The organism is Enterobacter sp. 01-M-03-SI-ECC (genome assembly GCF_047530215.1).
GTDB classification, from domain to species: Bacteria; Pseudomonadota; Gammaproteobacteria; order Enterobacterales; family Enterobacteriaceae; genus Enterobacter; species Enterobacter chengduensis.
In genome coordinates, this window is the sequence record NZ_JBLKDA010000007.1 from 165,443 (window position 1) to 184,664 (window position 19,222).

The following is a 19,222-nucleotide window of genomic DNA, read 5'->3' on the forward strand; positions in this document are numbered from 1 at the left end:
AAAGCGATTTTTTCGAAATTCAGTTCAAATGCTTATTAAATCGGCAAGCTGAACAATTTAACGGCAAAAACCCGGCCACGCAAGGCGCCGGATCTCAAAATCACAGCTTAATAAAGTTTTCGCGGTAGTACGCCAGCTCCGCCACGGACTCCCGGATATCGTCCATCGCCTGATGGGTGCCCTGCTTTTTAAAGCCGTCGAGGATTTCAGGCTTCCAGCGACGCGCCAGCTCTTTCAGGGTGCTGACATCCAGATAGCGGTAGTGGAAGTAAGACTCCAGCTCCGGCATGTACTTAAACAGGAAGCGGCGATCCTGGCCGATGCTGTTCCCGCAAATAGGCGATTTCCCCGCCGGAACCCACTGTTTCAGGAACTCAAGCGTTGCCAGCTCCGCCTCGCGGTCGCCAAACGTGCTCGCCTTCACGCGCTCCACCAGGCCACTGCCGGTGTGGGTGCGCACGTTCCATTCATCCATCAAGGCCAGCTGCTCATCGGACTGATGCACGGCAATCGTTGGGCCTTCCGCCAGGATATTCAGGTTGGCGTCCGTCACCAGCGTTGCAATTTCAATAATGCGATCGCGCTCGGGATCCAGCCCGGTCATTTCGAGATCGATCCAAATCAGGTTGTTTTCATCCGCGCTCATGTTATTTTCCACCCTTCTCGCATAACCGGCAGTAGCAGGTTAACTAGTATTAATTAGAGTGTATCATAGAGGTTTTGCCCCTTATGGGCGACCAGGAGCCAGCGCGATTGAGTAAAAATAAACTCTCCAAAGGGCAGCAGCGCCGCGTAAACGCCAACCACCAGCGCCGTCTTAAAACCACTTCGGAGAAGCCGGATTATGACGACAACCTGTTTGGTGAAGCGACAGAAGGCGTAGTCATCAGCCGTTTCGGCATGCATGCCGATGTCGAATCCGCCGACGGGGAAATTCACCGTTGCAATATCCGTCGCACCATCCGTTCACTGGTGACCGGCGATCGCGTGGTCTGGCGACCAGGCAAAGAGGCCGCTGAAGGGGTCACGGTTAAGGGCATCGTTGAGGCCGTGCATGAACGCACGTCGGTGCTCACCCGCCCGGATTTCTACGATGGCGTGAAGCCGATTGCCGCCAACATTAACCAGATCGTCATAGTTTCGGCGATTTTACCTGAGCTTTCGCTCAACATTATCGATCGTTACCTTGTGGCCTGCGAAACGCTGCAGGTGGAACCGATCATCGTATTGAACAAAATCGATCTGCTGGATGACGACGGCATGGCCTTCGTGAATGAGCAGATGGATATCTACCGCAAGATTGGGTATCGCGTGCTGATGGTCTCCAGCCACACCAAGGATGGCCTGAAACCGCTGGAAGAGGCGCTCACCGATCGCATCAGCATCTTCGCGGGCCAGTCCGGCGTGGGCAAATCAAGCCTGCTGAACAACCTGCTTGGCCTCCAGCAGGAGATCCTGACCAACGATGTGTCCAACGTCTCGGGTCTGGGCCAGCACACGACCACCGCCTCGCGCCTGTATCACTTCCCACACGGCGGCGACGTGATCGACTCCCCGGGCGTGCGTGAGTTCGGTTTGTGGCACCTTGAGCCGGAACAAATCTTTAACGGATTTGTCGAATTCCATGATTATTTAGGCGCTTGCAAATACCGCGACTGTAAACACGATAACGACCCGGGCTGCGCTATCCGCGAAGCGGTTGAGAACGGTGAAATTGCGGAGACCCGCTTTGAAAACTATCACCGCATTCTTGAGAGCATGGAAGACGTAAAAACGCGTAAAAACTTTTCTGATTCTGATAACTGACAACTAAGCTAAGCATCGCTAAAATCGTCCCCTTTTTTCAGGTTCCGGCGGCTTAACGCCGGATCAGGAACGACAAAACAATGGCCTGGAGGCTACCTTGTTAAACGCATTTAAACTTTCGCTTCAATACATTCTGCCAAAACTGTGGCTCACTCGCCTGGCGGGCTGGGGCGCAAGCAAACGCGCGGGCTGGCTGACCAAACTGGTCATCGACCTTTTCGTAAAATATTACAAGGTCGACATGAAAGAGGCGCAGAAGCCGGATACCGCCAGCTACCGCACCTTCAACGAATTCTTCGTGCGCCCGCTGCGTGACGACGTGCGCCCGCTGAACACCGATCCAAACGTCCTGGTGATGCCGGCAGACGGCGTGATCAGCCAGTTGGGTAACATCGAAGACGACAAAATTCTGCAGGCGAAGGGCCATAACTACAGCCTGGAAGCGCTGCTGGCGGGCAATTACCTGATGGCGGATCTGTTCCGCAACGGTACGTTCGCCACTACCTATCTGTCACCGCGCGACTACCACCGCGTGCACATGCCGTGTAACGGTATTCTGCGTGAAATGATCTACGTCCCGGGCGACCTGTTCTCCGTGAACCACCTCACCGCGCAGAACGTGCCGAACCTGTTTGCCCGTAACGAGCGCGTCATCTGCCTGTTTGATACTGAATTTGGCCCAATGGCGCAGATTCTGGTCGGTGCGACCATTGTAGGCAGCATCGAAACCGTCTGGGCGGGCACCATTACGCCTCCGCGCGAAGGCGTGATCAAACGCTGGACCTGGCCTGCCGGTGAAGCGGAGGGCTCTGTCGCCCTGCTTAAAGGTCAGGAGATGGGCCGCTTCAAGCTGGGCTCCACCGTGATCAACCTGTTTGCGCCGGGCAAGGTGAAGCTCGCTGAACAGCTCGAAAGCCTGTCGGTCACCAAACTGGGCCAGCCGCTGGCGGTCTCTACCGAAACCTTCGTGACGCCAGATGCAGAACCCGCGCCGCTGTCACAGGAAGAGATCCACGCCGAGCACGACGCCAGCCCGCTGGTTGACGACAAAAAAGACGAAGGCTAACAACAGAAGGATCGCTGACGTGCGCCCGATTATCGTTCTACTGATGGCCTGGTGCCTCAGCATGGGGGCGTACGCAGCGACAGCCCCCGACGCCAAACAGATAACCCAGCAACTGGAGCAGGCAAAAGCGGCCAAACCCGCTCAGCCAGAGACCGTCGAGTCGCTCCAGACAGCCCTGAACGCGCTTGAGGAGCGAAAAGGCTCGCTTGAGCGCGCTCAGCAATATCAGCAGGTTATCGACAACTTCCCCAAACTCTCGCAGACGCTGCGCTCTCAGCTCAATAACCTGCGTGACGAGCCGCGTGACGTGCCCGCAGGCATGACCTCCGATGCCCTGAACCAGGAGATCCTGCAGGTCAGCAGCCAGCTTCTGGAGAAGAGTCGCCTTGCCCAGCAGGAGCAGGAGCGAGCGCGCGAAATTGCCGACTCCCTCAGCCAGCTTCCACAGCAGCAAACCGACGCCCGCCGCCAGCTTAATGAAGTCGAGCGTCGCGTGGGTACGCAAAGCGGCAATACGGCACAGGCTCAGGCGCAAAATCTGGGTCTGCAGGCAGAATCGGCTCGCCTGAAGGCCCTTGTCGATGAGCTGGAGCTGGCGCAGCTTTCCGCCAATAACCGCCAGGAACTGTCGCGGATGCGCTCTGAACTCGCTCAGAAGCAGAGCGAGCAGCTTGACGCCTATCTTCAGGCCCTGCGCAATCAGCTCAACAGCCAGCGTCAGCGCGAGGCCGAGCGTGCTCTTGAAAGCACCGAACTGCTAGCGGAGAACAGCGCTAACCTCCCCGCGGGCATCGTCGATCAGTTTAAGGTCAACCGCGAGCTTTCCGCCGCGCTCAACCAGCAGGCGCAGCGTATGGACCTGGTGGCTTCGCAGCAGCGTCAGGCGACCAATCAAACCCTTCAGGTTCGCCAGGCGCTCAACACCCTGCGCGAGCAGTCCCAGTGGCTCGGGTCATCGAACCTGCTGGGCGAAGCGCTACGCGCCCAGGTCGCGCGCCTGCCGGAAATGCCGAAGCCGCAGCAGCTGGATACCGAGATGGCCCAGCTGCGCGTTCAGCGACTGCACTTTGAAGACCTCCTCAATAAACAGCCGCAAATCCGCCAGCTTCGACAGGCTGACGGACAGCCCCTGACCAGCGAGCAGAACCGGATTCTGGAAGCCCAGCTGCGTACCCAGCGTGAGCTGCTGAACTCTCTGCTCCAGGGCGGGGATACGCTGATCCTGGAACTGACCAAGCTAAAAGTATCCAACAGCCAGCTGGAAGACGCGCTGAAAGAGGTGAACGAGGCCACGCACCGATATCTCTTCTGGACGTCCGACGTGCGTCCAATGACCTTCTCGTGGCCGATTGAAATTGTCCAGGACCTGCGCCGTCTGATTTCGCTGGACACCTTCAGCCAGCTGGGACAGGCCAGCGTGATGATGTTCACCAGCAAAGAGACCATTTTCCCGCTGCTGGGGGCGTTGATTCTGGTGGGCTTTAGCATTTACTCGCGCCGACATTTCACCCGTTTCCTGGAGCGTTCCAGCTCAAGGGTCGGGAAAGTCACTCAGGACCACTTCTGGCTGACGCTGCGCACCGTATTCTGGTCGATTCTCGTCGCCTCCCCGCTGCCGGTGCTGTGGATGACGCTGGGATATGGCCTGCGGGAAGCCTGGCCCTACCCGCTTGCGGTAGCGATTGGCGATGGCGTCACCGCCACCGTGCCGCTGCTGTGGGTGGTCATGATTTGCGCCACCTTTGCGCGCCCCAATGGCCTGTTTATTGCCCACTTCGGCTGGCCGCGTAATCGCGTTGCGCGCGCCATGCGTTACTACCTGATGAGCATCGGGCTGATTGTGCCGCTGATTATGGCGCTGATCATGTTCGATAATCTCAACGACCGGGAGTTCTCAGGCTCGCTGGGGCGCCTCTGCTTTATTCTGATATGCGGCGCGCTGGCCATCGTGACGCTCAGCCTGAAACGCGCGGGGATACCGCTCTATCTGGATAAATCCGGCAGCGGCGACAACATGTTCAACCGGCTGCTCTGGAACCTGCTGCTGAGCGCGCCGCTGTTTGCGATGCTGGCAGCCGCGGTGGGCTATCTGGCGACCGCGCAGGCGCTGCTGGCGCGACTGGAAACCTCGGTGGCCATCTGGTTCCTGCTTCTGGTGGTGTACCACGTGATCCGCCGCTGGATGCTGATCCAGCGCCGCCGTCTGGCCTTTGACCGCGCCAAGCATCGCCGTGCAGAGATCCTCGCCCAGCGTGCGCGGGGTGAGGAAGAGCCAAACCACGTCAACAGCACGGAAGGCACGACGGAAGCGGATGAGGTGGAGCTGGATCTGGATGCCATCAGCACCCAGTCCCTGCGCCTGGTGCGCTCCATCCTGATGCTGATTGCCCTCCTGTCGGTGATCTTCCTGTGGTCAGAGATCCACTCCGCATTTGGCTTCCTGGAAAATATTTCTCTCTGGGACGTAACGTCCACGGTGCAGGGGGTCGAGAGCCTGGAGCCGATAACCTTAGGCGCAGTGCTGATTGCCATTCTGGTGTTGATTATCACCACGCAGCTGGTGCGCAACTTCCCGGCGCTGCTGGAGCTGGCGCTGCTGCAGCACCTGGATTTAACCCCGGGTACGGGTTATGCGATTACCACCATTACTAAATATCTGATCATGCTCTTTGGCGGGCTGGTTGGCTTCTCGATGATCGGGATTGAGTGGTCGAAGCTGCAGTGGCTGGTGGCGGCCCTGGGTGTAGGGCTAGGTTTTGGTTTACAGGAGATCTTCGCCAACTTCATCTCTGGCCTGATCATTTTGTTCGAAAAACCGATCCGCATTGGCGATACCGTGACGATCCGCGATCTGACCGGCAGCATCACGAAGATCAATACCCGTGCGACGACGATCAGCGACTGGGATCGGAAAGAGATCATCGTGCCAAACAAGGCGTTCATCACCGAGCAGTTCATCAACTGGTCGCTGTCAGACTCCGTGACGCGCGTGGTGCTGACGGTACCGGCCCCGTCGGACGCCAACAGCGAAGAGGTCACCCAGATCCTCTACACTGCCGCGGAGCGCTGCTCGCTGGTCATCGACAACCCGGCGCCGGAAGTCTTCCTCGTGGATTTACAGCAGGGGATCCAGATTTTCGAGCTGCGTATCTACGCCGCCGAAATGGGACACCGTATGCCGCTGCGCCATGAGATCCACCAGCTGATTCTGGCCGGCTTCCGCGAGCACGGTATTGATATGCCGTTCCCACCGTTCCAGATGCGTCTGGAAAGCCTGGACGGGCGTAAAACGGGAAGAACGCTGACGTCAGCGGCGCGTACGCGCCCGGCGGGAAGTTTGTAACGCTTCTCCCCTCCCTGCCGGGAGGGGAATACTACCGCTATGCCACTTCTGCGACGAACGCCGTCGCGCGTCGACGGTAATTCTCATAAATCCCCATCGCCAGCAGCGAGAAGAAGACTGGACCGCCGACCATCCACAGCGCGCTGTTCCAGTCGTTCGCCTCAATCACCGGCTGAATAATGGTGAAGATGTTGGCAAACGCCACCACCAGCACCACCACCGTGGTGGCCAGCAGCGTTGCCGCGCGGGTTTTAAAAATCACAAACGGACGTTCGAGATCCTGCTTCGCCTTAAAGAACGGGAATGCGAGGGTCAGGAACAGATACGGCAGCGTCATCGACACGTTCGCCATCAGGGTCAGCTTGTTGTAAAACGCAGACGCCGTATCGCCACCAAATGACACCAGCAGAATGAACACGCACACCAGCAGACACTGCATCCACATGGCGTTGGCAGGCATCCCCGTCGCGTTGAGCTGGGTCATACGCGCAGGCCACAGCGCCTTCGGCGTACCCTGAATAATCGCTTTCAGCGGGGAGTAGATCAGCGTGAAGAACGCGCCGGTATACGCCAGGAACATCGACAGGCCGGTAATCCGCGCGAACCAGACGCCCAATACCGATGCCGCTTCTGGACTCAGGTTCATCGCCTGTCCCAGCGTCATCCCCAGGCTTTTCATCAGCACATAGGTGATGTTGCCAAGGTTAGTCGTGTTGTTGCTCAACACCTGCTGCCAGTTCGTGCTGACGCCCCAGAGGAAAATCGCCAGCGAATAGCCGATGGAAATGACGATGGCGGCAAAAATAATGCCTTTCGCAAAGTTCTTTTCCGGGTTTTCCGTCTTATCAACCAGGCCGCCTACGGCTTCAATACCGCCGTAAGCAAAGATGGCAAATACCACGAAGGAGAGCATAGCCAGCCCGGACTGATAGCCCGGATTAGGGGATGAAACAAAATTGACCTCCTGCGCAAAGTGCCCGCCGTTGAGGCACAGAATCGCGATGCTTACCAGCAGCAGCACCAGGTTCAGGCACATCACTGAGATACCGCCAACCGCGGTAATCCGGGCAATTTTGTTGATACCTTTCGACGCCACCAGCGTCACCACCACCATCCAGCAGACCGCCAGAATCCCCACGACCTGCGTGGAGCTCAGCCCGGCTAAAGACCAGACCTGGGTTTTATCGGCACCGAAAAGAAACGTTGAGAACGGCACCCAGACTTTGGCCGCCGTGCTGACCATCCAGACAACGTAGGATGAAAACCACATAAACGTGCCGATAAACGCGTAGCGCGGCCCGACGCTGTTATTCATCCATGAGTAGATCCCGCCCTCTTCTTTCCGGTAAGCCGAGCCCATCTCCGCCATCATCAGCGCAAACGGAATAAAGAAGAACAGGGCAGAAACGATATAAAAAGGCGTCGCGCTGTAGCCCATCAGATAGAACGCTGATGGGCTGTTGGCAAAGCCAAAGACTGAGGTAAAGATCATCAGGATGAGCCCGGTGAGGGTCATCTTTTTAAGTGACTGGGACATAGCACCATCCGAAGAGAATTAAATTGCGCGGATGGTAGCAGAAGACCAGACAAATATTGTGGCCATAAGGGTCAAATTAAGAAAAAGACCCGTGTATAGAGAAAGTGGCAGTTTTTAATGTTGTTGTGCGGAAATGGAAAGGTTAATTGACAGGAATGGTAGGCCGGGTAAGCGCAGCGCCACCCGGCATTTTATTAGGCGCGATCGACCGTAAAGGCAATCACATCGCCAAGCTGCTCTGCGCCCAGGGCCAGCATCACCAGACGGTCAACGCCCAGCGCGACGCCGGAGCAATCCGGCAGACCGGCTTTTAACGCTTCAAGCAGATTGGTATCAATAGGCTGCTGCGGCAGGCCGCGCGCGGCTCGCTTGCGGTTATCCTGATCGAAGCGCTGCTGCTGCTCGCGGGCATCGGTCAGCTCGTGGAAGCCGTTCGCCAGTTCGATGCCTTTGTAATAGACCTCAAAACGCTCTGCGACACGATGATCTTCGGTACTGATCTGCGCCAGTGACGCCTGGCTTGCCGGGAAGTGATAGACAAACGTCGGACGATCTTTACCAATCTGCGGTTCAACGCCAAACGTAAACAGCAGCTGCAGCAGCGTATCGCGATCCTCTTCGGTATCCGCCACGTTGCTCAGATCCAGTTTTGCCGCCACTTCGCGCAACTGGGCTTTGTCCGCCGACAGCGGGTCGATTTCCAGATGGCGCTGGAATGCCTGCTGATAGGAGATCGTTTCGGCTTCTGAGCACTCCAGCACCTGCTGCAGCAGATCGTCCACCTCATTCATCAGGCGGTACATATCGTAATGCGGGCGGTACCACTCCAGCATGGTGAATTCCGGGTTGTGGTGACGACCCATCTCTTCATTACGGAAGCTGCGGCACAGCTGATACACCGGACCACATCCTGCCGCCAAAAGGCGTTTCATGTGGTATTCCGGGCTGGTCATCAGATACAAATTCATGCCCTGAGAGTGGCCGGGGCCAACAAAACGGGTTTCAAACGGGACGAGATGAATATCCGTCACCGTTGCCTGACTCATGCACGGGGTTTCCACCTCCAGGACGCCGCGGTCGGCAAAGAAACGGCGGATCTCCGCCATAATTGCAGCGCGTTTTAACAGATTAGGGATGGATGCGCTCGGCTGCCAGGTGGCCGTTTCGCTCATGAGTTGTTCTCCGATTTCAGACAAGGGCACGAAGTCTACTCGTTAGCAGAGACAGAGACAAATTTTGCGCAGTAAAAAAGCGCATTTCATTTAGGCGAACAATTGCGTGACGGAATTCATCAATCACTATGATAAATCACCGCACAGAACAGCAAAAAAATCGAACACGTCAAATTTCCCTGACATCTACACGGTTATAATGTTCTACCCATAAAGGAGCAGTGGAAACGCTTTCGCAATCGTCCCTTTGGGCGGGTGAACTACCTTTAGTTTGTCGCGTTGCGAAATAACAAAAACCTGGAGGAATGTCGTGCAAACTTTTCAAGCCGATCTTGCCGTAATAGGCGCTGGCGGGGCTGGATTACGTGCTGCGATTGCTGCAGCACAAGCTAATCCCAACGCCAAAATCGCATTGATTTCAAAAGTCTATCCTATGCGTAGCCACACAGTGGCAGCAGAAGGAGGGTCCGCCGCCGTTGCGCAGGATCATGACAGCTTTGAATACCATTTCCACGACACGGTTGCAGGGGGCGACTGGCTTTGCGAACAGGATGTCGTTGACTACTTTGTGCATCATTGTCCTACGGAAATGACCCAGCTTGAGCAGTGGGGATGTCCGTGGAGCCGCCGTCCGGACGGCAGCGTCAACGTCCGCCGCTTTGGCGGAATGAAGATTGAACGCACCTGGTTCGCCGCCGATAAAACCGGCTTCCACATGCTGCACACCCTGTTCCAGACCTCCCTTCAGTTCCCACAAATTCAGCGCTTCGATGAACACTTCGTCCTCGACATTCTGGTTGATGACGGACAGGCGCGTGGCCTGGTGGCGATGAACATGATGGAAGGCACGCTTGTCCAGATCCGCGCAAACGCGGTGGTGATGGCAACGGGCGGCGCGGGACGCGTATACCGCTACAACACCAACGGCGGCATCGTCACCGGTGACGGCATGGGCATGGCGCTCAGCCACGGCGTACCGCTGCGCGATATGGAGTTCGTGCAGTATCACCCAACCGGCCTGCCGGGCTCCGGCATTCTGATGACGGAAGGCTGCCGCGGTGAAGGCGGTATTCTGGTCAACAAAAACGGCTACCGTTACCTGCAGGATTACGGCATGGGCCCGGAAACCCCGCTCGGCGAGCCGAAGAACAAATACATGGAACTCGGCCCGCGCGACAAAGTCTCTCAGGCCTTCTGGCACGAGTGGCGCAAAGGCAACACCATCTCCACGCCGCGCGGCGATGTCGTCTATCTTGACCTGCGCCACCTCGGTGAGAAGAAGCTGCTGGAACGTCTGCCGTTCATCTGCGAGCTGGCGAAAGCTTACGTCGGCGTCGACCCGGTGAAAGAGCCGATTCCGGTACGCCCAACGGCGCACTACACGATGGGCGGGATCGAAACCGACCAGCAGTGTGAAACCCGAATTAAGGGCCTGTTCGCCGTCGGCGAGTGTTCCTCCGTGGGCCTGCACGGCGCTAACCGCCTTGGTTCTAACTCGCTGGCGGAGCTGGTCGTCTTTGGCCGCATGGCGGGCGAGCGCGCGATGGAGCGAGCGGCAACCGCGGGCGAAGCCAACGGTGCCGCGCTGGATGCGCAGGTCGCAGACGTTGAAAAACGCCTGAAAGATCTGGTGAACCAGGAAGGCAACGAGAACTGGTCGAAGATCCGCGATGAAATGGGCCTGTCGATGGAAGAAGGCTGCGGTATCTACCGTACCCCTGAGCTGATGCAAAAAACCGTCGACAAGCTGGCGGAACTGCAGGAGCGCTTCAAGCGCGTGCGCATTACCGACACGTCCAGCGTCTTCAACACCGACCTGCTCTATACCATCGAGCTGGGCCACGGCCTGAACGTCGCGGAATGTATGGCGCACTCTGCCCTGGCGCGTAAAGAGTCGCGCGGGGCCCACCAGCGCCTGGACGAAGGCTGTACCGAGCGTGACGACGTCAATTTCCTGAAACACACCCTCGCCTGGCGCGATGCGGATGGCACCACGCGTCTGGACTACAGCGACGTGAAAATCACCACGCTGCCGCCGGCGAAACGCGTGTACGGTGCAGAAGCAGAAGACGCCGAGAAGAAGGAGAAGGCGAATGGCTGAGATGCAAAAACTGAAAGTTGAAGTGGTGCGCTACAATCCGGAATTGGACGCCGCACCGCACAGCGTTTTCTATGAAGTGCCTTATGACGAGCAAACCTCCCTGCTGGATGCGCTCGGCTATATCAAAGACAACCTGGCGCCAGACCTGAGCTACCGCTGGTCCTGCCGCATGGCGATCTGCGGCTCCTGCGGCATGATGGTCAACAAGGTGCCGAAGCTGGCCTGTAAGACCTTCCTGCGCGAGTACACCAAAGGCATTAAGGTCGAAGCGCTGGGCAACTTCCCGATTGAACGCGATCTGGTGGTCGATATGACCCACTTTATCGAAAGCCTGGAAGCGATTAAGCCGTACATCATTGGTAACCCGCGCACGCCTGATCAGGGGCCAAATACCCAGACGCCGGCGCAGATGGCGAAATACCATCAGTTCTCCGGCTGCATCAACTGCGGCCTGTGCTACGCCGCCTGTCCACAGTTTGGCCTGAACAAGGAGTTCATCGGCCCGGCCGCCATTACCCTGGCGCACCGCTACAACGAAGACAGCCGCGACCACGGCAAAAAAGAACGTATGGCGCAGCTCAACAGCCAGAACGGCGTCTGGAGCTGTACCTTTGTGGGTTATTGCTCCGAAGTTTGTCCGAAGCACGTCGACCCGGCCGCCGCTATTCAGCAGGGTAAAGTGGAAAGCTCGAAAGACTTTCTTATCGCTACCCTGAAACCACGCTAAGGAGTGCATGATGACGACTAAACGCAAAGCCTACGTGCGGCCAATGCCGTCCACCTGGTGGAAAAACCTGCCGTTTTATCGCTTCTACATGCTGCGTGAAGGCACGGCGGTACCGGCAGTCTGGTTCAGCCTTGAGCTGATGTACGGCGTTTTTGCCCTCAAGCACGGGCCGGAAACCTGGGCGAACTTTGTCGGTTTCCTGCAAAACCCCATCATCGTTGTTCTGAACCTGATCGTACTCGCGGCCGCGCTGCTTCATACCAAAACCTGGTTTGAACTGGCGCCAAAAGCCGCGAACATTATCATAAAAGACGAGAAAATGGGGCCAGAGCCGGTGATTAAGGGACTCTGGGCGGTGACGATTCTGGTCACTGTGGTCATTCTGTTTGTCGCACTGTTCTGGTAAGGAGACACCCGTGATCAATCCAAATCCAAAACGTTCGGACGAGCCGGTTTTCTGGGGGCTGTTTGGCGCAGGCGGCATGTGGAGTGCCATCATCGCCCCGGTCATCATCCTGCTGGTCGGTATTATGCTGCCGCTGGGGCTGTTCCCGGGCGACGCGCTGAGCTACGAGCGCGTACTGGCGTTCGCGAGCAGCTTTATTGGCCGCGTGTTCATCTTCCTGACGATCGTCCTGCCGCTGTGGTGCGGTCTGCACCGTATTCACCACGCGATGCATGATCTGAAAATCCATGTCCCAAGCGGGAAATGGGTATTCTACGGTCTGGCGACCATCCTGACCGTGGTGACGCTGATTGCCGTGATCACCATTTGACGCCTCTGGCCCGCCATCCGGCGGGCCTTTTATCTCTGCATCTTCTCCACCAGCCACTGGGCAAACTCACGCATGGCGGGGCTTTCTGCGCGTGACTGCAGCCTCGTGAGCCAGTAGCTGCCAAGGTCAATCTGCGTTGCAAACGGCTGCACGATGCGCTCGCTGCTGAGCAAATGGGTAAACATATCGACAGGCGCAATGGCAATTCCTACGCCCGCCTGCGCGGCTTCCAGCATGGTCACGGACGAATCAAACACCATCACCCGGTGCGTCGGCGAGGGAGGATGTTCACCCGCAGCCTGCATCCACGCCGCCCACTCGTCGCGCCGGTAGGAGCGCAGCAGGGTAAACTTCAGGATATCTGCCGGGCTTTTCAGACAGGAGGCGATGTCAGGTGTGCAGAGCGGTGCCAGCGGCGCAGAGCAAAGAAATTCAGCATCGGTTCCATGCCACGCGCCGCCACCGTAGCGAATGGTGTAATCAAGGCCTTCAGCGGCCGGATCGACGCGATTGTTATGGGTGGAAAGCTGAAGATCGATATGCGGATAGCAGCGGCGAAAGTCCGCGAGCTGAGAAAATAGAACCCCCGTAGCAAACGTCCCCACCACGCCTATTTTGAGCTTCTCCTGAGCGCGCTGGCTGGCAAAGCGATCCAGCATTCCGGCGATACGATCGAACGAGTCATTCAGCACCGGCAGCAAATTCTCGCCTTCGGTGGTTAACATCAGCCCACGCGAAACGCGGACAAACAGCTGGCAATTCAGGTGCTGCTCCAGCGCCTTTACGTGCTGGCTAATCGCCGAGTGGGTGACGTTGAGCTCGATAGCCGCATGCGTAAAGCTAAGGTGCCGGGCGGCGGCTTCGAACGCCCGCAGGGAATTAAGGGGGAGATAGCTGCGCGTCATGGCCTCATCCGTTAGAAAAATTAACAGCTAATGCTAAATTTAACCGTTTGTCAGCTGTGGTCAAATCCAACAGACTACAGCGGTCTGACGGGCCCGGACACTCCCTTGAACTGCTATTACGGAAGATAAATGATGATGACAAAAACCCTTTGCTGCGCCCTGCTGCTCAGCACCTCCTGCTCAGTATTGGCCGCACCGCTGTCAGAAAAACAGCTGGCTGAGGTGGTGGAGCGCACCGTTACGCCCCTGATGAAAGCGCAGGCTATTCCGGGTATGGCGGTGGCGGTGATTTATCAGGGCCAGCCGCACTACTTTACCTTCGGTAAAGCCGATGTTGCAAAGAACAAACCGGTTACCCCACAAACCCTGTTCGAGCTGGGCTCTATAAGTAAAACCTTCACCGGCGTACTGGGTGGCGATGCCGTTGCTCGCGGTGAAATATCGCTGGGCGACCCCGTGACAAAGTACTGGCCCGCGCTGACAGGCAAGCAGTGGCAGGGGATCCGCATGCTGGATCTGGCCACCTATACCGCGGGAGGTCTGCCGCTACAGGTACCGGATGAGGTCACGGATAGCGCCTCTCTGCTGCGCTTTTATCAAAACTGGCAGCCGCAGTGGAAGTCGGGCACAACGCGTCTTTATGCCAACGCCAGCATCGGTCTTTTTGGCGCGCTGGCGGTGAAGCCTTCCGGCATGAGCTATGAGCAGGCCATAACGACGCGGGTCCTTAAGCCGCTCAAGCTGGACCATACCTGGATTAACGTTCCGAAAGCGGAAGAGGCGCATTACGCCTGGGGATACCGTGACGGTAAAGCGGTGCACGTTTCGCCGGGAATGCTCGATGCGGAAGCTTATGGCGTGAAAACCAACGTGCAGGATATGGCAAGCTGGGTGATGGTCAACATGAAGCCGGACGCCATTCAGGATACGTCACTCAGGCAAGGCATTACCCTGGCGCAGTCTCGCTACTGGCGCGTGGGGGCCATGTACCAGGGATTAGGCTGGGAAATGCTTAACTGGCCGGTGGATGCCAAAACCGTGGTTGACGGCAGCGACAATAAGGTGGCGCTGGCGCCGCTGCCTGCGAGCGAAGTCAATCCGCCCGCGCCGCCGGTTAAGGCATCCTGGGTCCACAAAACGGGTTCAACCGGCGGGTTTGGCAGCTACGCGGCATTTATTCCGGAGAAAAGTCTCGGCATCGTGATGCTGGCGAATAAAAGCTACCCGAACCCGGCACGCGTTGAGGCGGCATACCGTATCCTCGACGCATTGCAGTAAAACATTGCCGGGTGGCGGCTTCGCCTTACCCGGCCTACAAAAGCCACATTATTCGTAGGCCGGGTAAGCGCAGCGCCACCCGGCGAAACAAACCGCACGCTCCCCCACATTTTCCTTGCCGTCATCTACACTTAACAAAAAACAGTAAGGAAACTCCTATGCGCATTCTGCCTGTTATCGCCGCGGTGACAGCCGCGTTTTTAGTGGTTGCCTGCAGTTCCCCTACCCCGCCACCTGGCGTTACCGTCGTTACGCCCTTTGATGCACAACGCTTCCTTGGAACATGGTATGAAATCGCGCGCCTCGACCATCGGTTTGAGCAGGGCCTGGAGAAGGTCACGGCGAATTACAGTCCGATGGATGATGGCGGTATTCAGGTGATCAACCGGGGCTATAACCCAGACCGGGAGATGTGGCAACAGTCAGTAGGGAAAGCGTACTTCACGGGTGACCCGCGACGGGCCGCGCTTAAAGTCTCTTTCTTTGGCCCGTTTTATGGCGGCTATAACGTGATAGCCCTCGACAGAGAGTACCGTCACGCGCTGGTCTGCGGGCCGGATCGCGACTATCTGTGGATACTCTCCCGCACGCCAACTATTTCGCCAGAAATGAAACAGCAGATGCTGGACGTCGCGACCCGGCAAGGGTTTGATGTATCAAAACTTATCTGGGTTAAACAGCCCCATTAATGGGTGCTGAGCTTAAGCCCAATAATTCCCGCCACAATCAGCGCGAGGCTGGCGATACGCGCCAGACTCGCCGACTCTCCCAACAGCAGAATGCCGGTGATGGCGGCACCCACGGCACCAATGCCCGTCCAGACGGCATACGCCGTTCCCACAGGCAGGGAGCGCATCGCCCAGGAGAGCAGAACAATACTGACGATCATCGCGGTGACGGTAATGACGCTGGGCGTCAGGCGGGTAAATCCGTGGGTGTATTTGAGACCAATCGCCCATACCACTTCGAGCAGGCCAGCGATAAAAAGAATGATCCAGGACATTTCAGGCTCCTTAACTTAATAAAAGCTGGGGCCGTCCCCGGTGAAAGAAACGCTTACGGGTCGTCCCGTAAGGCAGAGATTACGCCCCATATTGTGGTTAGCGTGCTATTTTTTTTCAATCATTTTTTGCTGAACACGTTAAGGCAAGAAATAGCCGCAGTATGGCCCGTAGTTCCGGCATTTAGCACTCATCCGACTTCTCTATGATGATGTGCTTTCTGATGGCAGGAAGCCAAACCACTAGCCGACTGCGAATAAAATATGTTCAAAATTCTTTTGATTGACCGTTGTCACTTCACCCGCTCGGGGTTTGAAGCATGGCTCAATCATTCCGGTTTGTTCCCGGGACACTTCGTTGTAACCGGGCTGAATAATCTGTTCCTTGCCAGAGAGCATATTCTGCAATGGAAACCCACGCTGGTTATCGCTGACCTGTACGGCTTCAGGCAGGATATTCACCATTTTCAGCAGCTCTCTTCCTTGCTTAACGCCAGTAAACGCTTGCCGTTTATTTTGCTGCAATCCGGAGAAGAGCGCGGCATGACTGACTGGCTCGGGCAGTTCCCGGTGTGGTCGTCGTTGTTGAAAAATGCCAGTCTCGAAAAAGTGGCAACGGTTATCAACGACGCACTGATCTCGCGCGCGTGCGCTGAAAGGCCAACGGCGGCGGCCCCGCTGCTGACCCGGCAGGAAGCGAAAGTGCTGACGTTGTGGATGGACGGTGCAAGCAATCAAAAAATTGCCGCTCACCTGAGTATCAATGGAAAAACGGTCTATACCTACAAGCGCAATATCCGCATGAAGCTGCACATGGATACGCGTTTTTCTCCGTTCTTATCCCTGCAGGAGTCAGAAAGCTGACGGTACGAAACCCGACGGATCTCGTACCGTATATATATTACTGCTGAGCTTTTGTTGCCGCACCAGAAATTGCGCTACCACCTTCAGAAATATCCTGACCGACGCCGCGCGTGGTATTACAGGCCGTTAACACTGAAGAAAGCACCAGGACTGAAAAGATCGCTGCAATTGTCTTCTTAACCATAATATCTTCCTTTTATAGCCAAAGTTGTTTTGTGTATAGCAACTTAATAATAGACAAGATCCCGCCGAATGGCGGTAAAGGAAGCATTTTAGGAAAATTAGACGAACTTAGCTGGCGGCGTGAGAAATGATATGACCGAGATCCTGGATATCTTGCCCCATTCCTCGCGTGGTGTTGCAGCCGGATAGTAATGCACTGGAAAGCGCCAACAGAAGCAGAATTTTAACGGTACGTTTCATCATCCCTGCCTGCAAAAATCAGGCGCAGCGGGCGCTGCGCCGTCAATCATGACGTAAATTACTTCACGCGGGACACGTATTCGCCGGAGCGGGTATCCACTTTGATCACTTCGCCAGTCTGTACGAACAGTGGCACTTTAACCACAGCACCGGTAGACAGTTTGGCTGGTTTACCGCCGGTACCTGCGGTATCACCTTTCAGACCTGGATCGGTTTCAACGATTTCCAGCTCTACGAAGTTTGGTGGGGTCACAGCGATAGGCTGGCCGTTCCACAGGGTCACGATGCACTCAGCCTGATCCAGCAGCCATTTAGCGCTATCGCCTACCGCTTTCTCATCAGCAGACAGCTGTTCGAAAGTGGAGTTGTTCATGAAATGCCAGAACTCACCGTCGTTGTACAGATAGGTCAGGTTCATATCTACAACATCAGCGCCTTCAGCAGAGTCAGTAGACTTGAAGGTTTTCTCAACACGGGTACCGGTCAGCAGACGGCGCAGCTTAACGCGTGCGAATGCCTGGCCTTTACCTGGTTTAACGAATTCGCTGGCTTCAACCGCGTACGGTTCGCCGTCCATCATGATTTTAAGACCAGCACGAAAATCGTTGCTATAGTACGTTGCCATAAGGCCCTCTAAATTTGTTAACTGGTAGCTAAGCCACAAAATGGCGCATATTGTAACCCTAAACACCCCGTCCAGAGAAGATTGGTTATCGCAACTTGCCGATGTAATCACCAGTCCTGATGAATTGCTGCGTCTTTTAGACCTCGATCAGCACCCAGCGCTGCTTGCAGGCCGCGAGGCAAAGCGCCTTTTCGCCCTGCGCGTTCCCCGTGCCTTTGTGGCACGAATGGAGAAAGGCAACCCCGACGATCCGCTATTAAAACAAACGCTTACTTCGCAGGATGAGTTCATTACTGCCCCGGGATACAGCACCGATCCGCTGGAAGAGCAGAACAGCGTGGTGCCGGGTTTACTGCACAAGTACCTCAACCGCGCCCTGCTGCTGGTAAAAGGCGGCTGCGCGGTAAATTGTCGTTATTGCTTCCGTCGGCACTTCCCGTATGCCGAAAATCAGGGCAATAAACGCAACTGGCAGGTCGCGCTGGACTATATTGCTGCCCATCCTGAGCTGGATGAGATTATTTTCTCCGGCGGCGACCCGCTGATGGCCAAAGATCATGAGCTGGACTGGCTGCTGACCCAGCTTGAAGCCATCCCGCACATCAAGCGCCTGCGCATTCACAGCCGTTTACCGATTGTCATTCCTGCACGCATCACTGACGGCCTGGTGTCGCGCCTGGAGCAGTCTCGTCTGCAGGTGCTGCTGGTAAATCATATCAATCACGCCAACGAAATTGACGATGCGTTTCGCGCGGCGATGGCGCGACTGCGTAAAGCGGGCGTGACGCTGCTGAACCAGAGCGTGCTGCTGCGCGGCGTAAATGACAGCGCCCGCGTGCTGGCAGACCTGAGTAATGCCCTGTTTGATGCGGGCGTGATGCCCTATTACCTGCACGTGCTGGATCGCGTTCAGGGCGCGGCCCATTTCATGGTGACGGACGAAGAAGCCCGGCAGATCGTGCGCGAACTGTTAACGCTGGTTTCAGGCTATATGGTGCCGAAGCTGGCACGCGAGATTGGCGGGGAACCGAGCAAGACGCCGCTGGATTTGCAGCTGCGGCAGCACTAAAAAGGCAGGTGGCGCTACGCTTACCTGCCCTACAGGATCCGGGCGCAGCGCCATCACCATGTTAACTCAGTTTGGGCACTTGTAGACCTGGCCCGTCATCTGGCTGGCTGTCGGCACGAAGCTGGACAGCATGCTCTGCGTTGGGCTGCTCACGCCGTAAATCACGTTGCCGCCCATGGCCGCTGCCTGGTTACGCAGGGCGTTTGCCGCACCGCGCATAGAGCCGCCTTCTTCGCCATGCTGACCCGACATCCAGTTACTTTGCTCACCGGTTGCCGTGCCTAACAGCTGGCATTGACTGCCAGGCTTATCTTCCACAAAGCGAACGCCCTGGCCCGCTGCCGACAGCTCATTGCTGGAGCTACAACCCGCCAGCAGCAGTGCTGCCCCTACAATCCCTGCACAGACTTTTACGCGCATGTTATTCCTCGTTTTCAATAAGCTGGACAGTAGCTGTCCGTGTGTAGATCTTATACCTAAAAGATGAACAAAAGAAAAACCCCCGAGCATCTCTGCCCGGGGGTTTTTCA

General features: G+C 56.6%; 20 protein-coding genes. 11 read left to right on the forward strand and 9 right to left on the reverse strand.

Annotated features, from left to right (window positions below; all coding sequences use genetic code 11):
- Positions 1-100: 100 nt before the first annotated feature.
- Positions 101-646 (reverse strand): oligoribonuclease, encoded by a 546-nt coding sequence (gene orn, locus ACMWKK_RS09475; protein WP_045331420.1) that lies wholly within the window; start codon positions 644-646, stop codon positions 101-103.
- 107 nt (positions 647-753) lie between these two features.
- Between orn and rsgA the strand changes: the two genes are divergently transcribed.
- From rsgA to mscM, 3 genes are all read left to right on the forward strand, one after another.
- Positions 754-1,806, forward strand: a complete 1,053-nt coding sequence (gene rsgA / locus ACMWKK_RS09480; RefSeq protein ID WP_072265610.1) for a small ribosomal subunit biogenesis GTPase RsgA — start codon at positions 754-756, stop codon at positions 1,804-1,806.
- Between the two features lie 97 nt (positions 1,807-1,903).
- Positions 1,904-2,872, forward strand: coding sequence for an archaetidylserine decarboxylase (gene asd / locus ACMWKK_RS09485; protein WP_045331425.1), 969 nt, complete (start codon positions 1,904-1,906; stop codon positions 2,870-2,872).
- 19 nt (positions 2,873-2,891) lie between these two features.
- Positions 2,892-6,215 carry a miniconductance mechanosensitive channel MscM gene (gene mscM / locus ACMWKK_RS09490; RefSeq protein WP_406542786.1) on the forward strand — a complete coding sequence of 1,108 codons (3,324 nt, stop codon included), beginning with the start codon at positions 2,892-2,894 and terminating at the stop codon, positions 6,213-6,215.
- A 37-nt stretch (positions 6,216-6,252) separates the two neighbouring features.
- On the opposite strand, the gene yjeM is transcribed toward mscM, so the two are convergent.
- On the reverse strand, positions 6,253-7,752 hold the full coding sequence (gene yjeM, locus ACMWKK_RS09495) for a glutamate/gamma-aminobutyrate family transporter YjeM (protein ID WP_045331430.1): 1,500 nt from the start codon (positions 7,750-7,752) through the stop codon (positions 6,253-6,255).
- A 194-nt stretch (positions 7,753-7,946) separates the two neighbouring features.
- Complete coding sequence (gene epmA / locus ACMWKK_RS09500) at positions 7,947-8,924, reverse strand: elongation factor P--(R)-beta-lysine ligase (protein WP_045331433.1); 978 nt, start codon at positions 8,922-8,924, stop codon at positions 7,947-7,949.
- A gap of 310 nt (positions 8,925-9,234) precedes the next feature.
- Between epmA and frdA the strand changes: the two genes are divergently transcribed.
- Genes frdA through frdD form a run of 4 tightly spaced genes read left to right on the forward strand, consistent with a single transcriptional unit; the run spans position 9,235 to position 12,528 of the window.
- Complete coding sequence (frdA, locus tag ACMWKK_RS09505) at positions 9,235-11,025, forward strand: fumarate reductase (quinol) flavoprotein subunit (RefSeq protein ID WP_032643775.1); 1,791 nt, start codon at positions 9,235-9,237, stop codon at positions 11,023-11,025.
- The gene (locus ACMWKK_RS09510; RefSeq protein WP_112780403.1) at positions 11,018-11,752 is read left to right on the forward strand and encodes a succinate dehydrogenase/fumarate reductase iron-sulfur subunit; all 735 of its coding nucleotides are present in this window, start codon (positions 11,018-11,020) and stop codon (positions 11,750-11,752) included. Before frdA ends, ACMWKK_RS09510 begins: the two co-directional genes overlap by 8 nt.
- Before the next feature lie 10 nt (positions 11,753-11,762).
- Positions 11,763-12,158 (forward strand): fumarate reductase subunit FrdC, encoded by a 396-nt coding sequence (gene frdC, locus ACMWKK_RS09515; RefSeq protein ID WP_045331440.1) that lies wholly within the window; start codon positions 11,763-11,765, stop codon positions 12,156-12,158.
- 10 nt (positions 12,159-12,168) lie between these two features.
- Positions 12,169-12,528 (forward strand): fumarate reductase subunit FrdD, encoded by a 360-nt coding sequence (gene frdD, locus ACMWKK_RS09520; RefSeq protein ID WP_112780402.1) that lies wholly within the window; start codon positions 12,169-12,171, stop codon positions 12,526-12,528.
- A gap of 29 nt (positions 12,529-12,557) precedes the next feature.
- Here the strand turns inward: frdD and ampR are convergent, their stop codons facing one another.
- Positions 12,558-13,433, reverse strand: a complete 876-nt coding sequence (ampR, locus tag ACMWKK_RS09525) for a LysR family transcriptional regulator AmpR (RefSeq protein WP_112780401.1) — start codon at positions 13,431-13,433, stop codon at positions 12,558-12,560.
- Between the two features lie 132 nt (positions 13,434-13,565).
- On the opposite strand from ampR, the gene ACMWKK_RS09530 reads away from it, so the two are divergent.
- Together ACMWKK_RS09530 and ACMWKK_RS09535 are read left to right on the forward strand one after the other, a co-directional pair.
- Positions 13,566-14,711 carry a cephalosporin-hydrolyzing class C beta-lactamase ACT-63 gene (locus ACMWKK_RS09530; RefSeq protein ID WP_112780466.1) on the forward strand — a complete coding sequence of 382 codons (1,146 nt, stop codon included), beginning with the start codon at positions 13,566-13,568 and terminating at the stop codon, positions 14,709-14,711.
- Positions 14,712-14,869: 158 nt separating this feature from the next.
- Positions 14,870-15,400: a lipocalin family protein gene (locus ACMWKK_RS09535; protein WP_112780400.1), complete on the forward strand. Its 531-nt coding sequence runs from the start codon at positions 14,870-14,872 to the stop codon at positions 15,398-15,400.
- Here the strand turns inward: ACMWKK_RS09535 and sugE are convergent.
- Complete coding sequence (sugE, locus tag ACMWKK_RS09540) at positions 15,397-15,714, reverse strand: quaternary ammonium compound efflux SMR transporter SugE (RefSeq protein ID WP_006178944.1); 318 nt, start codon at positions 15,712-15,714, stop codon at positions 15,397-15,399. The genes ACMWKK_RS09535 and sugE overlap by 4 nt on opposite strands.
- A 261-nt stretch (positions 15,715-15,975) precedes the next feature.
- Here sugE and ACMWKK_RS09545 point away from each other — a divergent pair, with 261 nt between their 5' ends.
- Positions 15,976-16,575: a helix-turn-helix transcriptional regulator gene (locus tag ACMWKK_RS09545; protein WP_112780399.1), complete on the forward strand. Its 600-nt coding sequence runs from the start codon at positions 15,976-15,978 to the stop codon at positions 16,573-16,575.
- Positions 16,576-16,612: 37 nt separating this feature from the next.
- Here the strand turns inward: ACMWKK_RS09545 and ecnB are convergent, their stop codons facing one another.
- The 3 genes from ecnB to efp form a co-directional block, all read right to left on the reverse strand.
- Complete coding sequence (ecnB, locus tag ACMWKK_RS09550; protein WP_003025482.1) at positions 16,613-16,759, reverse strand: lipoprotein toxin entericidin B; 147 nt, start codon at positions 16,757-16,759, stop codon at positions 16,613-16,615.
- 107 nt (positions 16,760-16,866) lie between these two features.
- Positions 16,867-16,998, reverse strand: coding sequence for an entericidin A/B family lipoprotein (locus ACMWKK_RS09555; RefSeq protein WP_024907352.1), 132 nt, complete (start codon positions 16,996-16,998; stop codon positions 16,867-16,869).
- A gap of 58 nt (positions 16,999-17,056) precedes the next feature.
- On the reverse strand, positions 17,057-17,623 hold the full coding sequence (gene efp, locus ACMWKK_RS09560; RefSeq protein WP_008502940.1) for an elongation factor P: 567 nt from the start codon (positions 17,621-17,623) through the stop codon (positions 17,057-17,059).
- Between the two features lie 40 nt (positions 17,624-17,663).
- Between efp and epmB the strand changes: the two genes are divergently transcribed.
- The gene (gene epmB, locus ACMWKK_RS09565; RefSeq protein ID WP_045331448.1) at positions 17,664-18,692 is read left to right on the forward strand and encodes an EF-P beta-lysylation protein EpmB; all 1,029 of its coding nucleotides are present in this window, start codon (positions 17,664-17,666) and stop codon (positions 18,690-18,692) included.
- Positions 18,693-18,758: 66 nt separating this feature from the next.
- Here epmB and ACMWKK_RS09570 read toward each other — a convergent pair whose 3' ends face one another.
- The gene (locus ACMWKK_RS09570) at positions 18,759-19,112 is read right to left on the reverse strand and encodes a DUF4156 domain-containing protein (RefSeq protein WP_045331450.1); all 354 of its coding nucleotides are present in this window, start codon (positions 19,110-19,112) and stop codon (positions 18,759-18,761) included.
- Between the last annotated feature and the right edge of the window lie 110 nt (positions 19,113-19,222).